Source organism: Dysgonomonas termitidis (assembly GCF_054657735.1).
On record NZ_BAAHYD010000002.1, the window covers coordinates 1,044,448 to 1,060,670 of the forward strand.

Below are 16,223 nucleotides of genomic sequence, written 5' to 3' on the forward strand. Positions count from 1 at the left end.
GTGTATAACTCTTAATTATTCATTCTTAATTCTTAATTAATCACAATGCATCCTCTATCTCAATTTAAATATTGTCCCAAATGCGGTTCAAATCATTTTGTAGAAAATAACTTCAAGTCGAAGCGATGCGAAGATTGTGGCTTTATCTATTATTTCAACTCTTGTTCGTCTACTATTGCCATTATAATAAATGATAATAAAGAATTACTCGTGGCCACAAGGGCGCATGAGCCGGCAAAAGGTATGTTGGATTTGCCGGGCGGTTTTGTGGACATGGAGGAAACAGGGGAAGAGGCCGTGGCGCGTGAAGTAAAAGAAGAGACGGGGCTCGGTGTGGAAACGGTAAGCTATTTGTTTTCCATCCCCAATAAATATGTATATTCGGGTTTCGAGGTGCAGACTTTAGACCTGGTATATAGATGCTTTGTGAAGAATGCGGAGAATCTGAAAGCCGAGGACGATGTAGCTAAACTCGAATTTATAAAGATATCGGAATTAAACCCTGAATTGTTTGGGTTGTTATCAGTAAAGGAAGTAATAAAGGAAATACAAAAAATGAATATATGAAAAAACTACTAGTAGCTTTAGGTCTTGCATTAAGTATGCAATTTGCTTATGCGCAGAAATCCGTATATACGGAGTTGCCCGGCAGGCTCTTTACTCAGGGTAAAGAGATGTTTCTGGATAATAATTATGTAGGTTGTATTAATTCATTGGAGGGGTTCATGAAGCAATCGAAAGATGCCAAACTTCTGCCTGAGGCCGAGTATATGATTGTCAGCTCCATATACTATCAGGGAAAAGCCGGAGATGCAACACTATTGAAAGATTATCTTGAAAAATACCCGTCTACATATCACCGCAACCAAATATGTTTTTTCATAGGATCTACTCACTTTGCGGAAAAAGACTGGCAAAAAGCCTTGTACTGGCTTTCGCAGGCAGATATGGATTACCTGGATGTAAAAGAGCAGGAAGACTATAGTTACAGGACAGCTTATGCCAACTTACAGGCCGGGAACAGGAATGAGGCAAAACGTCTTTTCGGATTACTTACCCGCAATAGTAGTAAGTATGCCGAACCTGCATCCTATTATCTGGCATACGCTAATTTTCAGGATGGAGAGTACGAGCAGGCTATCCCGATTTTCCGTAAATTGAAAAATAAGGGAGAATATAAAGAAAGCGCTACTTTCTTCTTGGTTCAGACTTCATATTTGCAAGGAAATATGAGTGAAACCATTGCCGAAGGACGTGATTATATCGCGACTTATCCCGGTAATACGAATACTGCGGAGGTATACCGTCTGTTGGGAAACAGTTATTACCGCCAGGGAGACGCCCGTAACTCGATTGTTAGTTATGAGAAATATCTGGAAAGTGCGACTTCTACATTCCGGGATGATATGTACCAACTGGCAGAAGCCTACTATCAGACAAGCGCTCATGGTAATGCCATAAATGCGTTGAAACGCGATGTGGCTTCGACGGATGACCTGCTCGGACAAGCGGGGTATATGCTTTTGGGACAATCATACCTGAAAGTAAATGATACGCCGAATGCTATTATGGCATTCGATGCAGCTGCTCGTACCCGGTTTGATAAAACAATAAGTGAAGAAGCCTTATATAATTATGTAATGTTGATGAATCGTGGAGGAGGCTCGGCTTTCGGACAGGCTATAACCGCGTCACAACGCTTCCTTACGGAATATCCGTCATCGAAATATACAGATGAGGTGAACGAAGCATTGGCAAGCACGTTGCTGTCTACAAAGAATTACAATACGGCGCTTTCTGCAATCAATAGTATACAGACTCCGGGCAGGCAGATTCTGGATGCAAAACAATTGATTCTTTTCCAATTGGGTGTGCAGGAATCTATCGACGGACAATATGATGCCGCCGAGCGCGACCTGAACGCTGCGATCAATATGGGTAATTATAATGCAGAGGCACGAAACGAAGCTTACTTCTGGCGTGGCGATCTGGCTTACCGTAAAGGTAATTATCCGGCTGCTGCCCGCGATTACTCTTCTTATATCGCTCAGGCATCCACTAAGCAACAGAACTATCCGCTTGCTTTGTATAATCTGGCATACACTGATTTTCAGCAAAAGAATTACAGCAAGGCATTGACTAATTTCAAGAAATATATATCTGCGGAAACCAACCGCCAGTCGCCGAACTATCCGGATGCTCTGAACCGTATAGGAGACTGTTACTTGTATAACCGTAACTTCCCGGACGCGGAAAGCTATTATTCGCAGGCAGCAAATGTAAATCCGGCAAATGCGGATTATTCCGAATTTCAGAAGGCATTCGTGCTTGGTTTGCAGCGAAACTATAACGGGAAGGTATCAGCTTTGAATAGTATGATGGCAAAATATCCTGACTCTCAATATTACGATAATGCTTTATTTGAGAAAAGCCGTGCATTGGTTATGCTGAATAAAGAACCGGAAGCAATCTCCGTGCTTGAAAAGCTACTGAAAGAATATCCTAAATCAAATCTGGCACAAAAAGCAGGTGTGCAATTAGGACAGTTGTATTTCAATACAAATAATCCGCAGAAGTCAATCGCTGCCTATAAAGAGGTGGTTAATAATTATCCTAATTCGGAGGAGGCCCGCACTGCTATAGAAAGTATGGAAGGCGTATATAAAGATATAAACGATATAAGTTCTTACGCTTCTTATGTAAACTCTCTGGGTCAAGGCACTATCCTATCGGCCAGCCGTCAGGATTCACTAACCTATCTTGCCGCGGAAAACGTATATATGAAAGGACGTAAAGACGAGTCTAAGACTGCATTGAACAAATATCTCCAGACATATCCTAATGGCGTGTTTTCGAGTGATGCGCATTTCTATCTGGGAAGTATGGCATTCGAAGCTAAAGACTTTACTTCGGCATTAGGCCATTTTAAAGAAGTGATAAACAGTAATAATCCGAAATATATCGATGACGCGTTGATATATGCTTCAGGGATCGAGTTTGACAGAAAAAATTACGAAGCGGCATATGGCGCATACGAACACCTGAACATGGTAGCCTCGAAGAGTGAAAATAAGGATGTTGCCCAACTGGGTATGTTGCGTTGTGCTTACCTGATGAAGAAGGACAAGGATGTTGTCGCTGCTGCCGATAAGTTGTTACAGAATAAAGCGTCCGGAAATGTAGCTAACGAAGCCCGCTTCTACAGAGGTCAGTCGTTGAAGAATCTGGGGCAGTCCGAAAAGGCTATTGCGGATTTACAGGAAGTGGCAAAAGATACCCGTAGCGCATTTGGTGCAGAATCCCAATATCTGTTAGCTGATATATACTATCAGGCCAAATCGTACGACAAAGCCGAAAAGCAGATACAGTCTTTTATGAAAGAAGGTACTCCGCACGAATACTGGATGGCCCGTGCTATTGTGGTATTATCGGATGTATATGCGGCTAAAGGCGATAAATTTCAGGCTCGTCAGTATCTCGAAAGTTTGCAGGCAAACTATAAGGGACAGGAGACTGATTTGACAGAAATGATTTCATCACGTCTGGCAGCTTTGAAATAAGGTCTCAGACCTGTTTGTTACTTTGGTAAGTATAACAACTAATGTAAGTTAACGTCCGAAAATATATCATTAAATATCTTCTGTTACTAAATATGAAAATGTACAAAATTGAAAAACGAAGAACAATGAAAACATTATATAAATCTGTTTTTGTCACAGCATTAGGTATTGTAAGCCTGACCGCAACAGCCCAGAAAGATTCGACTCTGATCCGTCAGGTATTGCTCGAACGTGATTATAATCCTACATTGCAGGATGCATCGAAGGTAAATACCCAACCTTCTATATATTCACCCGTAATAAAAGCAAAAGAGCTGAAGTTTGTGAGCACAGTGCCGCAGATAAGTCTGACTAATAATAAATTGGGCAGTGCGGCACCCAGCGATATAAATACAGGAGTGGATTTTAGTAAGAAACGTGGTTACCTGGTATTGGGAGCCGGAAATAATTCGAATCTGGAAGGGGCCTTCGGATACAGGCTCGTCAATGGGAACAGGGATCGTTTAGACGTATTCGCTACCCACAGTTCTACCAGCGCGAATGTAGACTATATCAATGCCGACCCGTATACGATGGATAAAGCGAAAGCGAAATATTCGGCAAGTAAAGTAAACCTGAAGTATCAGCATATGTTCGATCCTTCAGTATTGTGGTTCGATGCATCGTTTTATAATACTTCATATAATTACTATGGCAATCCCTTTATACCTAGTATGTCATCCGTAGCCTATCCATTTGATATGGATTCACGCCAGAATGTGGATGTATTTAGTATAGGAGCGGGACTTAAATCCAGCGATAAGAACCAAGGGATATTGAAGTATAAGGGAGGCGTGCGTTATCAGAATTTTAAAAGTAAGTATGGTGTATATACCTCCCAAGACGGACCTAAGGGAGGTCAGCTGGATTTAGATGCGGACTTTTATACTGAATTTGGCTCTGACAGGAGTATCGGAGTAAAAGGATTCATTATGAATCAATCGTTCAGCAGTAAGAATGAAATTTTAGAGAATGCTTTCCACGGCTTTACCAACATTACGGCTACTCCTTACATCAAATTCCAAGGAGGTAACTGGGATGCTGATCTGGGGGTAAATGTGAGCGGAATGTTTGATACCAAGACAAAATTTATGGCAAGTCCGAATGTAAAGGCGGCTATCCATATTAATGATGTGAATACATTCTACGGAGAGGTGACCGGAGGAGTGAATAACAATACTTACCTTGATATTTTGCAAGAGAACAGATATGTAAATCCTATTGCACGGGTAGAATATTCAAAAACTTTATTCGATGCCCGCTTTGGTTTTAGATCGGGAGTTATTAGCGGTTTCGAATTCGATATATTTGCGGGATATAAAAAGACAGATAAAGACCATCTGTATTTGGCCCAATCATTATATGACCCATCATCAAGTACTTATTTTCCGGATGCACTTACGTGGGGCAATGTAGGAACGCCTTTATATGCCAATATAGGTACAGGACATGTGGGTGGATTGCTGAAGACTAAGCTTATTCCTTATACCGATTTATCCGCTAAGATTACAGCTTATTTTTACGATGTGAAATATGTAAACGGAAATGTGACATTGATAGATAAAGACCTGTATTCGGAAAAGAAAGCATGGGGACGTCCTACATTTACAGCCGAACTGAATGCTGACATTAAACCGATTGATAAACTGACATTTTCATTGAACTATCTGTATGCCGGTGGCCGTAAAACAGTATATAGCAGCTACATGATACCGGTACAGGAAGGCATAAAAATGAAGGATATCAACGAACTTAATTTCAGGGGTGAATATCAGGTGACAGATTGGTTATCTGTGAATGCGCGAGTAAACAATATTTTGTTTCAGAAATATGAGTTGCAGTATGGTTACGCTTTGCAGGGATTTAATGTTTTGGGAGGATTAAGCTTTAAGTTTTAAAATAAAAAACTAAATTTGCATTCTGTTTCATATGAAATAGTACTTAATTTAATATGCTATCTATAGATTGTGTACTTCATGTATATATTCCTAAAGAGAGTTGTGGGTATGATGGGGCAGAATTAGAATGAATAATCGATTTTTTGTACCTCCCGTTAAAATCTACCGGGTTAACGGATTTGATTGAGAATTCAAAAATTCTACAAAATTGATCTATATTATTATATAGATATATTAGAGACAAACGGATAATAGAGCGCTCCCGGTTATGTTCTTTTGATAATTTTTCTAAGATTTAAATCGCAGCTTGAATTACTTAACTAAAACTTTAACATTAAGGTTTAAATGAAGATATCAATTGTCAGCCCTGTTTATCGCGCAGAGAAAATCATTCCTCTATTAGTGGAGCGGATAGAAAAATCCGTGACTAAAATAACTTCCGATTATGAGATCATATTAGTCGAAGATTGCGGGCCGGACAATTCATGGGAAGTAATAGAACAAATAGCAAAGGACAATAAAAGAGTTATTGGTATAAAGTTAAGCCGGAATTTCGGCCAGCATTATGCCATTACGGCGGGATTGGACCATGTCTCCGGGAATTGGATCGTTGTTATGGACTGTGATTTGCAGGATCAGCCCGAAGAGATCCCTGGCTTATATAATAAGGCAAAAGAAGGATATGATGTCGTTCTTGCAGAACGTCATGAACGGCAGGATACTTTCCTGAAACGCCTTTCATCATCCTTATTTTACAAAGTATTGTCGTATCTCACAGGTGTGAAACAGGATAGAAGTGTGGCAAACTTTGGTATTTACAGCAAAAAGGCTATTGATGCTGTTTGCTCAATGCGTGAATCCATCAGATATTTTCCGACGATGGTCAACTGGGTCGGATTCAAAAAGACTAAAGTTAAGGTAGAACATAGTTCCCGGTATGAAGGGAAAACGTCATATAACCTCAGGAAACTACTGAATTTATCTTTAGATATAATTCTTGCATATTCCGACAAGCCTGTCAGACTGACGGTAAAGGCAGGAGTCTTTATCTCTTTTTTATCTATCATAGCAGCCATATATACATTGATATTATGGATATCAGGAAGTATAACTGTGTTGGGTTATACAAGTTTGATTATATCTGTTTGGTTTTTGTCAGGTATTATAATTATAACATTAGGTATTGTAGGGCTTTACATAGGGAAAATATTCGAAGGAGTAAAGAACAGGCCTATATATGTTATTGCAAAAGAGGTGAATGTTGAGAATTCAACAGGGAAAGATAATGAAAATTGAATATCTGGAATGGGATTCTAATTTTTTCCGGAAAAAAATAGGTAGAATAAATTGTCCGGAGGATGAAGATACTGGTAGTTTACCTATATTATTAGAGCAGGCGACACAGGATGGCTACGATCTGATATACTGTTTTGGAAACGAATCTTTTTATGTAGAACGTGTATTATTGAATGAGTTCCAAGGTACTCTTGTTGACCGGAAAGTCGTTTTTTCAGGTTCTACACAGATTGAGCAAGATGTTCCGCTTTCAGTAAAGGAGTATACAGATATAGAGCCTGACCCGGTATTAATTCATTTAGGCTATCTGAGTGGGGCGTATTCACGGTATAAGCTGGATTCGCATTTTACGGAAGCAGACTTTCAGTATTTTTATCAGACTTGGATTAGGAATTCTCTTACAAAACGTATTGCAGATAAGACTTTCGTTGCGTATGAGAATGATTGCATTATTGGATTTATAACAGTGAAAAAATATCCTGAATATGGTCAAATAGGTCTTATAGCGACAGATGAACCGGTACAAGGCAAAGGTTATGGCAAATTATTAATCGACGCAGTAAAGAAATATCTGGGTAATGAAGGATTACCTGTATTAGAGGTTGCCACACAGTTTGATAATAAGGGAGCTTGTCATTTTTACGAACGGTGTGGATTATCTGTAAATAGGATAAGCAATATATACCATTTTTGGCTTAAATAATATCAATTTATGATACCTTTCAACAAACCGTACTTAACCGGCAAAGAAGCCCATTATATATATCAGGCTGTATTTACCGGAAAGATCTCCGGGAATGGAGTATTTACAAAAAAGTGTCATTCTTTTTTTGAACAGCATTATGGTTTTAATAAATGCCTTCTCACGACTTCGTGTACCGATGCTTTGGAGATGGCTGCTATACTTATAGATACACAGCCGGGCGATGAAATCATAATGCCATCATACACATTTGTAAGTACGGCAAATGCATTTGTCTTGAGGGGGGCAAAGATTATATTTTGCGACTCTATGGAGAACCATCCTAATATAGATGCCGAAAAAATAGAAGCACTTATAACACCTAAAACTAAAGCGATAGTGCCGGTTCATTATGCAGGATTTGCCTGCGATATGGATAAAATAATGGGGATGGCAGAAAAATACAACCTATTTGTTGTAGAAGATGCTGCGCAGGCTGTCGATAATTATTATATCGGAAAAGACGGGACAAAGAGAGCACTCGGATCAATCGGGCATTTAGGCGCTTTCTCGTTTCATGAGACAAAGAATATCATATCAGGAGAAGGAGGAATGCTGGTTGTTAACGACCGACAATTTGAACAAAGAGCCGAAATAATATGGGAAAAAGGAACAAACCGCTCTGCTTTTTTCAGAGGAGAGACTGACAAATACGGCTGGGTGGATGTCGGTAGTTCTTTTCTGCCATCGGAAGTTATTGCTGCATTTTTATGGGCACAGTTAGAAAACCTGGAGGATATACAGAAAAAACGAATCAAGATATGGCAGACATATTATGAGAGACTGAAAGATTTTGCTGTAGCTAATGAAATAGCCCTGCCTGTAAAACCGCATTATTCAACAAATAATGCCCATATGTTTTATCTGGTTTGTAAAGATGTGGAGCAACGATCTAAACTGATTGCATATCTTAAATCAAAAGATATACTCAGTGTTTTTCACTATTTGAGTTTACATTCCAGTCCATATTATAAGAATAAGCACGATGGCCGCTCTCTGTCTCAATCTGATAGATATACAGATACTCTTGTGCGTTTACCTTTCTATTATGAACTGACAGATACAGATATGCAGACAATAATAAATGAAATAAAACAGTCTTTGGCATAATGAAAAAAGAACGTCTTCTTATTCTGTTTTCCAATGAGAGAATATTACTTGTTGCCGGAGTCCTGATAATAACAATGTTCTTTCTGCCCTATGTTTTCTGTGGGGAAAATATCCAGGTGCCTATTTTTGATAATCTGGATTCGAATGTCGTTTGGGCAAAAATGGTATTGGAACAAGGAGGTATATTTCTCCCTCCCGGTGCTACAGTTCACCAGATGATGAATGGAATTCCGCATTCTTCGGTCTATGGGACATATGATATAAGCCTTGTGTGGTTTCAACTATTTGGCATGTTTTGGGGATATGTGTTCAACAAATATCTGATGGCGTTAGTTGGATTTTTAGGAATGTATTTTCTTCTCAAGAAGCATTTTCTACCCCAGGGTACCTCTCCGTATATACCCGTAATAGTATCTGTCCTTTTCGGTTTATTGCCTTTTTGGTCATATATGGCTACCGTGTCGGGAGTCCCTATGGCTTTGCTGGCTTTCCTCAATATAAAAAAAGGTGATATCCGTCCCGGAAATTGGTTAATGCTGCTTATTTACGGGTTCTATTCATCTGCTGTATTGACAGGTTTCTTTCTATTATTGATTATGGCTTGCCTGTTTCTGTTCGATTGGATAAAGAATAAGAAGTTCAATACTTACTTTTTCTTGTCTATGGCTTTTCTTAGTTTGATGTATGTGGTAAGCCACTTACCATTGTTTTATTCGTTTTTCTATGATCCCGATTATGTTTCACATCGCTCTCAGTTCCACACCTATGGGGTGAATATGAAAGAAGTTATAAGGTTAATAAGGCACATATTTATGAATAGTGATCAATATGGACACGCCATTAGCCTACATCTATTTATGCTGATTCCTATATTACTGGCATTGGTTATAATGCTAAAAAAGAAAGATGTAAATAAATTGTTCATAGGTGTTCTTATCTTTCTTTTACTTACAGGCATTTTCTATGGGGTATATGAATCGGATAAAATAGCAAGGCTGATAAACGCCATGAACCGGATTTTCCCTATCGATATGCGCCGGTTCTATTGGCTGCATCCGATAGCATGGTCTATTGTTTTTGCCATGTCTTTATATTATATAAATGAGAAGATTAAATGGGGGAAATGGTTTGTCTTTGCCATGTTATTGATACAATTAGGCTATGTCATTAAAGAACAACCATATTTACAAAATCAGTCTGATCCTACTTATCAGAAATTCTATGCTGAAGAACAGTTTAATGATATCAGTACATTTATAGGGAAAGATCCGTCATCGTATAGGGTATTAAGCGTTTGGTTGAATCCGGCAGTCTCTCTTTATAATGGATTCTATACATTAGACGGGTTTTCCGCTAGTTACCCATTGTCTTATAAAATACAATTCAGAAAGATCATAGAAAAGGAACTGGATAAGACTTGGAATGTATTCTTTGATGCATGGGGGTCACGGTGTTATGCATATACATCGGAATTTGGTTCGAATGATTTGTCATACGATAATAACCTACCCGAAATACAGCATCTGAAATTCAATTATGATGTTATAAAAGAACTGGGGGGGCAATATATCCTTTCGGCAGTAAAGATAAATACCGTGAATAATCCCAGGCTAAAACTTCTCAAAATATTTGACAACTATGAAACCTCTCACTGGACCGTGTACCTGTATGAGGTGATATAAGGCTAAAATAGAAGAGCAGCCGGATTAATCCGGCTGCTCTTCTATTTTATTATTCTGAATATCAAAACTCAGCGTTATTCGGTGTCCGTGGGAAAGGTATTACATCTCGGATGTTAGCCATACCTGTAATAAACAGTATAAGGCGTTCAAATCCCAGTCCGAATCCGGCATGAGGAGCCGTCCCGAATTTACGGGTTTCCAGATACCACCAGATAGGATCTGTGTGCATATTCAATTCCTTAGTACGGTTGATGAGTTTTTCATAATCAGCCTCACGTTCTGATCCTCCGATGATTTCCCCGATCTTAGGGAACAGGACATCCATACCACGCACTGTTTTTCCATCCTCATTCTGCTTCATATAGAACGATTTGATTTCCTTTGGATAATCGGTCAGGATAACAGGACGTTTGAAATGCTTCTCTACCAGATACCGTTCGTGTTCCGACTGGAGGTCTGCCCCCCAATATACTGGGAACTCGAATTTGTGCCCGCTTTTTTCCAATATCTCCACGCCTTCAGTATAAGTAAGGCGGACGAAGTCATTGGCTGTGACAAAGTTTAGACGTTCGATAAGTTCCCTGTCGAACATCTCGTTGAGGAATGCGATGTCATCCTTACAATGCTCAAGAGCGTAGCGGATCAGATATTTCAGGAAGTCTTCCGCCAAATCCATATTGTCATGGATATCATAGAATGCAACTTCCGGTTCTATCATCCAAAACTCAGCCAGATGGCGGGGAGTATTGGAGTTTTCGGCACGGAACGTAGGACCGAATGTATATATAGCACCCAGGGCCATCGCTCCAAGTTCGCCTTCAAGCTGTCCGGATACAGTCAGGTTTGTCTGGCGACCGAAGAAATCTTGCGAATAGTCTACCTGTCCGCCTTCTGTACGGGGAACATTATTGAAGTCCAGGGTCGTCACCTGAAACATTGATCCCGCGCCTTCAGCATCAGAGGCTGTTACTATCGGCGTGTGAAAATAGAAGAACCCCTTGTCGTTGAAATACTTATGTATGGCATAGGCCATATGGTGACGGATACGGAATATTGCACCGAATGTATTTGTCCGTGGACGTAGATATGCTATTTCCCGTAAGAACTCCAGAGAATGCCCTTTCTTTTGCAAAGGGTATGTTTCAGGGTCGGCTGTTCCATATATCTCTATCGAATCAGCTTGTATTTCTGCGCTTTGCCCTTTACCTTGCGATTCTACCAATGTACCTGTAACATGTATACAGGATCCGGTAGTTACCGGCTTGAAGAAATCTTCTCCAAACTTTTGTACATCGGCTACAATCTGCAGATTATGGATTGTCGATCCATCATTCAGGTGGATGAAGTTTACATATTTATTACCACGGATGGTACGCACCCAACCTTTTACATCAATTACAGACCCAAATTGAGGGTCTTTAAACAAATCTACAATCTTTGTTCTGCGAATACTCTCCATTTTTATCAATTAGTTACGAGTTACGAGTTACAAATTACGGGTTACAAGCTGGCTAACGCATAAACGGCGCAAAGCAAAGAAAAACTTGTAGCTTATAACTGCCCGAAGGACGAAGTAACTCATAACTTATAATTTATAATTTATTCGAATGCTCCCATACGAAGCATGTTCACTTCTTTTTCCGACAGGTAGCGCCATTTTCCGCGTAATACATTTTTCTTGGTAAGGCCGGCAAAATATACACGGTCCAGTTTCATTACCTGATAGCCAAGTTTTTCGAATATGCGGCGTACGATGCGGTTACGTCCCGAGTGTATTTCAATACCTACGACGTTCAGCACATCTTCTGCCTGATATGCGATTGAGTCGGCATGTATTTCACCATCATCAAGTTCTACGCCATCGGCAATAGCCTGCATGTCTTCGATAGCTACATCGCGGTCGAGTGTCACCTGATATATTTTTTTCTTCTTAAATTTCGGATGCATCAACTTAGATGCCAGGTCTCCGTCATTGGTAAGTAACAGTACACCTGTAGTGTTTCTGTCGAGACGGCCAACCGGATAGATCCGTTCCGGACAGGCATTTTTTACCAGGTCCATAACAGTCAAACGGTTTTGAGGGTCATCTGATGTTGTTACACAATTTTTCGGTTTGTTCAAAAGAACATATACCTTACTTTCGAGGCGTACCGGCTTATCCTGAAATGTTACCAGGTCTCCACGGGTAACTTTGGCTCCCAGTTGGTCTACGACTTCACCGTTTACCTTGACTACACCTGATGTAATATAAGCATCGGCTTCGCGACGGGAACAAACTCCGGCGTTAGCCAGATATTTATTTAACCGCAGCGGTGTATTCGGGTCGATATTTTCTTTATACTTAACCGGTTTCACCAGTTTCTTTATACCATCTGAAGATGAGCCGTAACCTCCACCGCCACCTCTGCTGTCGCGATTTCCGGCAGGACGACGGTCATAACCACCGCCACCTCTGTTGTCACGGTTGCCGTATGATGAGCGGTTGTCTCCGCCCGAGTATCCGCCTCTGTTATTAGAATAACCACCTCCTCCGTTTCGGTTATTGGAGTAATTTCCACCACCTCTGTTTCCAGAGTAGTTTCCACCGCCTCGGTTGTCGGAGTAATTTCCACCACCCCTGTTGTCGGAATATCCACCTCTGTCCCCGGATTGACGGTTCTGATTCCCATACGAACTGTTTCCGTACGAACGGCGTTCTCCGCCTTCATTCCTATCATAAGAAGGCCTGGATGGTCTTTCTGAATTATAAGAGTTACCCTGGCGGTCTTGTCTGTCACCACCGGTTTTATAAGGATTCCGATCCCTGGAGTCGCGGTCTGTATTCACATCATAAGCTTGTTTGCGAAGATCACCTACGCGCGCGCGCTTCTTTTTCACAGGTTCTGACCCGTTTGCATTGTTTTCTGATGATGAGTAGCCATCCCGGCTTTCTCTGTCATTTCCATTGTCTGTCACCATTTTTTCCTTTTTGTTTAAATAATATACAAATACTAGTTTTATAACCTCACGGTTAAGTTCATTTTATACACCAGTGTATGAATGCGGTGTAATTTTTCTCAATTCATTTTTCACGGTTTCACTTACATCGAGGCCGTTAATAAATTCGGCGATCGATTCGGCCGTAATTGTATTATTGGTACGGGTAAGGGCTTTCAGCGCTTCGTATGGTTTTGGATATCCCTCACGGCGCAAGATTGTTTGAATTCCTTCAGCTACAACAGCCCAGCAGTTTTCCAAATCGTTATATAAGGCATCTTTATTCAATAACAATTTATCCAAACCTTTCTGTGTACTCTGTATAGCTATTATGATATGCCCCACAGGCACACCTACGTTTCGCAGGACTGTGGAATCAGTCAGGTCGCGTTGCAGGCGGGATATGGGTAACTTAGAAGACAAATGCTCTAAAATGGCATTTGCGATTCCCAGATTTCCTTCCGCATTTTCAAAATCGATTGGATTTACCTTATGCGGCATAGCCGATGAGCCTATTTCCCCCTCTTTAATTTTTTGTTTGAAATATTCCATCGAGATATACTGCCAGAAATCCCTGTTCAAGTCGATCATTATAGTATCAATTCGTTTCAGGGCATCGAAGACCGCAGCCAGATTGTCATAGTTCGATATTTGCGTCGTCCATTCCTCTCTGACAAGTCCCAGTTTTTCCGATACGAATTTATTTCCGAACGCTTTCCAGTCATACGACGGGTAAGCTACATTATGCGCATTGTAATTCCCTGTTGCTCCACCGAATTTAGCGGATAAAGGGATACTTTTAAGTAGTTGCAGCTGGCCTTCGAGCCTGCTCACAAATACCATTATTTCTTTGCCCAGGCGGGTAGGAGAGGCTGGTTGTCCATGCGTTTTAGCCAGCATGGCCACATCTGCCCATTCGTTTGCCTGTTTTTTTAGTTTGGCGATAAGCTCCTCAAGCATCGGATAATAGGTGTCGTTCAATGCGTCCTTTATCGAAAGCGGGATAGAGGTATTGTTTATATCCTGGGATGTGAGGCCAAAGTGTATAAATTCTTTGTATTCCTGCAAACCTAATTTATCAAATTCTTCCTTGATAAAATATTCGACTGCCTTTACATCATGATTGGTAATTTTTTCAGTATCCTTGATACGCATCGCATCACTTTCTGAAAAACCGGTTACAATATTCTTCAGTTTTCCAAAAATAGCCTTGTCTATATTTTTCAATTGAGGGAGAGGTAATTCACATAGTGCGATAAAATACTCTATCTCTACTAATACACGATATTTAATCAATGCATATTCTGAAAAATAATTAGCTAGTTCTTCTGTTTTATTACGATAACGTCCATCTATCGGTGAAATGGAGGTTAGGGGTGTTAGTGTCATTACGCTGCCAGAAATTTTGTGTTTTTAATCAACTTAGAAATTTATTTTCGATATCACTATTTACTTATAATTAGTATACAAATATATAACAAATATATATGCGCAAGTGTTTTTACAAAAGGAAAATGTTGATTTTTTCATCTTTTTTAATTAGTTTCTGATCCATCATGGAAAACCATTGTTAAAAATCAGGATATTTATTCATTTCTTCCACTAAATCAGAGGTGAAAAAGTGTTGGATACAGGCTTTTCGCAAAAAAACGAATTTCTCTTTCATTCCCTTTAATAATTGTTCAGAGCTTCTACTATCCGGTGCAGTTCGTCATCAGTCAATGATGCATATAGCGGCAAACTCAATACTTCATCCTGCAACTGTTCCGCTACAGGTAAATTTAATCCTGCCGATACGGAATATGCAGGCTGTTTATGTATTGCTATAGGATAATGTATCTGCGTCTGGATGCCTTTGTCGCTTAAAAATAGCTGAAGCTGCTCCCTGTTGTCTGTCCGGATCACATATAAATGAAAAACGTGGCTTTTACCATCTTTATTGTCCGGTAATATAATATTTACATTCTTGATATTTTCGGAATAATAGGCTGCAATCTCTTTCCGCCTTTGATTATCTCTATCCAGATGTTTTAGCTTGACTGACAATATTGCTGCCTGCATCTCATCGAGGCGGGAGTTCAGCCCCTTGTATTCATGCATATATTTCCTGTCGGAGCCATAATTGGACAGGCTGCGGACGATTCGCGCCAGGTCTTCATTGTCAGTCGTCACAGCCCCTGCATCACCTAGAGCGCCAAGATTTTTCACAGGATAAAAACTGAATGCCGCCGCGTCGGAGAGGTTTCCGGCTTTCTTGCCATTGTATATTGCCCCCTGTGCCTGTGCCGCGTCTTCTATCAGTTTCAGATTGTGTTGCCTTGCTATTTGCTTTAGTTGATCCATCGCTGCAATTTGCCCGTATAAGTGGACGGCTATAATTGCTTTTGTCCTGGATGTAATCTTTTCTATTACAGATTCAGGAGCAATATTGTAAGTTGTAATGTCACAATCGGCAAAAACCGGTATAAGCCCGCACTGAGATACGGCCAGAGCCGTTGCAATGAACGTATTGGCAGGGAGAATTACTTCATCCCCTTTCTGCATCACACCTTGCTCCATATAGGCCATCAGTATCAGGCGGATAGCATCGAGCCCATTGCCTGCCCCTATACAGTGCTTTACTCCGCAATAGGTGGCGTACTCATTTTCAAAGCTGTTTTTTTCCTCTCCCAGAATATACCAGCCTGAGTTTATGACGCGCGACACAGCTTCCCGTATTTCGGATGTGTAGCGCTCGTTTTCCCGTTTTAGGTTGAGAAAAGGAATTTCCATATTTGTCAACAACCCCCGACCCCCATAAGGGGAATAATGTTACCTCAATCAGGGGCTTTAAAAGGTAACAAAGGTAACACATATCAGTGAACAGTTAACTAACTTGTAACTCGTAACTGCCCGCAGGGCGAAGTAACTTGTAACTATT

General features: G+C 40.4%; 11 protein-coding genes. 7 read left to right on the forward strand and 4 right to left on the reverse strand.

All coding sequences use genetic code 11. The annotated features are described in order from the left end of the window. The first annotated feature begins 45 nt into the window (after window positions 1-45). The 7 genes from ACYQ3L_RS08250 to ACYQ3L_RS08280 all read left to right on the forward strand — a co-directional run bounded on the left by ACYQ3L_RS08250 (window position 46) and on the right by ACYQ3L_RS08280 (window position 10,327). Window positions 46-567 carry an NUDIX hydrolase gene (locus tag ACYQ3L_RS08250; protein ID WP_379996309.1) on the forward strand — a complete coding sequence of 174 codons (522 nt, stop codon included), beginning with the start codon at window positions 46-48 and terminating at the stop codon, window positions 565-567. Beyond that, entirely contained in the window at window positions 564-3,560 is a 2,997-nt protein-coding gene (locus tag ACYQ3L_RS08255; protein ID WP_379996312.1) for a tetratricopeptide repeat protein, read from the forward strand. Before ACYQ3L_RS08250 ends, ACYQ3L_RS08255 begins: the two co-directional genes overlap by 4 nt. 125 nt (window positions 3,561-3,685) lie before the next feature. Beyond that, the gene (locus tag ACYQ3L_RS08260; RefSeq protein ID WP_379996314.1) at window positions 3,686-5,497 is read left to right on the forward strand and encodes a TonB-dependent receptor; all 1,812 of its coding nucleotides are present in this window, start codon (window positions 3,686-3,688) and stop codon (window positions 5,495-5,497) included. A 345-nt stretch (window positions 5,498-5,842) separates the two neighbouring features. Then, window positions 5,843-6,793: a glycosyltransferase family 2 protein gene (locus ACYQ3L_RS08265; protein WP_379996316.1), complete on the forward strand. Its 951-nt coding sequence runs from the start codon at window positions 5,843-5,845 to the stop codon at window positions 6,791-6,793. Then, on the forward strand, window positions 6,783-7,496 hold the full coding sequence (locus tag ACYQ3L_RS08270; protein WP_379996318.1) for a GNAT family N-acetyltransferase: 714 nt from the start codon (window positions 6,783-6,785) through the stop codon (window positions 7,494-7,496). The genes ACYQ3L_RS08265 and ACYQ3L_RS08270 overlap by 11 nt, the downstream gene beginning before the upstream one ends. Window positions 7,497-7,505: 9 nt before the next feature. Further along, on the forward strand, window positions 7,506-8,645 hold the full coding sequence (gene rffA / locus ACYQ3L_RS08275; protein WP_379996320.1) for a dTDP-4-amino-4,6-dideoxygalactose transaminase: 1,140 nt from the start codon (window positions 7,506-7,508) through the stop codon (window positions 8,643-8,645). Continuing rightward, window positions 8,645-10,327 carry a DUF6044 family protein gene (locus tag ACYQ3L_RS08280; protein ID WP_379996322.1) on the forward strand — a complete coding sequence of 561 codons (1,683 nt, stop codon included), beginning with the start codon at window positions 8,645-8,647 and terminating at the stop codon, window positions 10,325-10,327. Before rffA ends, ACYQ3L_RS08280 begins: the two co-directional genes overlap by 1 nt. Window positions 10,328-10,388: 61 nt before the next feature. Here the strand turns inward: ACYQ3L_RS08280 and asnS are convergent, their stop codons facing one another. The 4 genes from asnS to ACYQ3L_RS08300 all read right to left on the reverse strand — a co-directional run bounded on the left by asnS (window position 10,389) and on the right by ACYQ3L_RS08300 (window position 16,075). Further along, a complete protein-coding gene (gene asnS, locus ACYQ3L_RS08285; protein WP_379996324.1) occupies window positions 10,389-11,786 on the reverse strand; it encodes an asparagine--tRNA ligase in 1,398 nt (465 codons plus the stop codon). Window positions 11,787-11,926: 140 nt separating this feature from the next. Next, a complete protein-coding gene (locus ACYQ3L_RS08290; protein ID WP_379996326.1) occupies window positions 11,927-13,285 on the reverse strand; it encodes a pseudouridine synthase in 1,359 nt (452 codons plus the stop codon). A gap of 63 nt (window positions 13,286-13,348) precedes the next feature. After that, window positions 13,349-14,692, reverse strand: a complete 1,344-nt coding sequence (gene purB / locus ACYQ3L_RS08295) for an adenylosuccinate lyase (protein WP_379996328.1) — start codon at window positions 14,690-14,692, stop codon at window positions 13,349-13,351. 282 nt (window positions 14,693-14,974) lie between these two features. Beyond that, the gene (locus ACYQ3L_RS08300; protein WP_379996330.1) at window positions 14,975-16,075 is read right to left on the reverse strand and encodes a DegT/DnrJ/EryC1/StrS family aminotransferase; all 1,101 of its coding nucleotides are present in this window, start codon (window positions 16,073-16,075) and stop codon (window positions 14,975-14,977) included. Window positions 16,076-16,223: the final 148 nt, after the last annotated feature.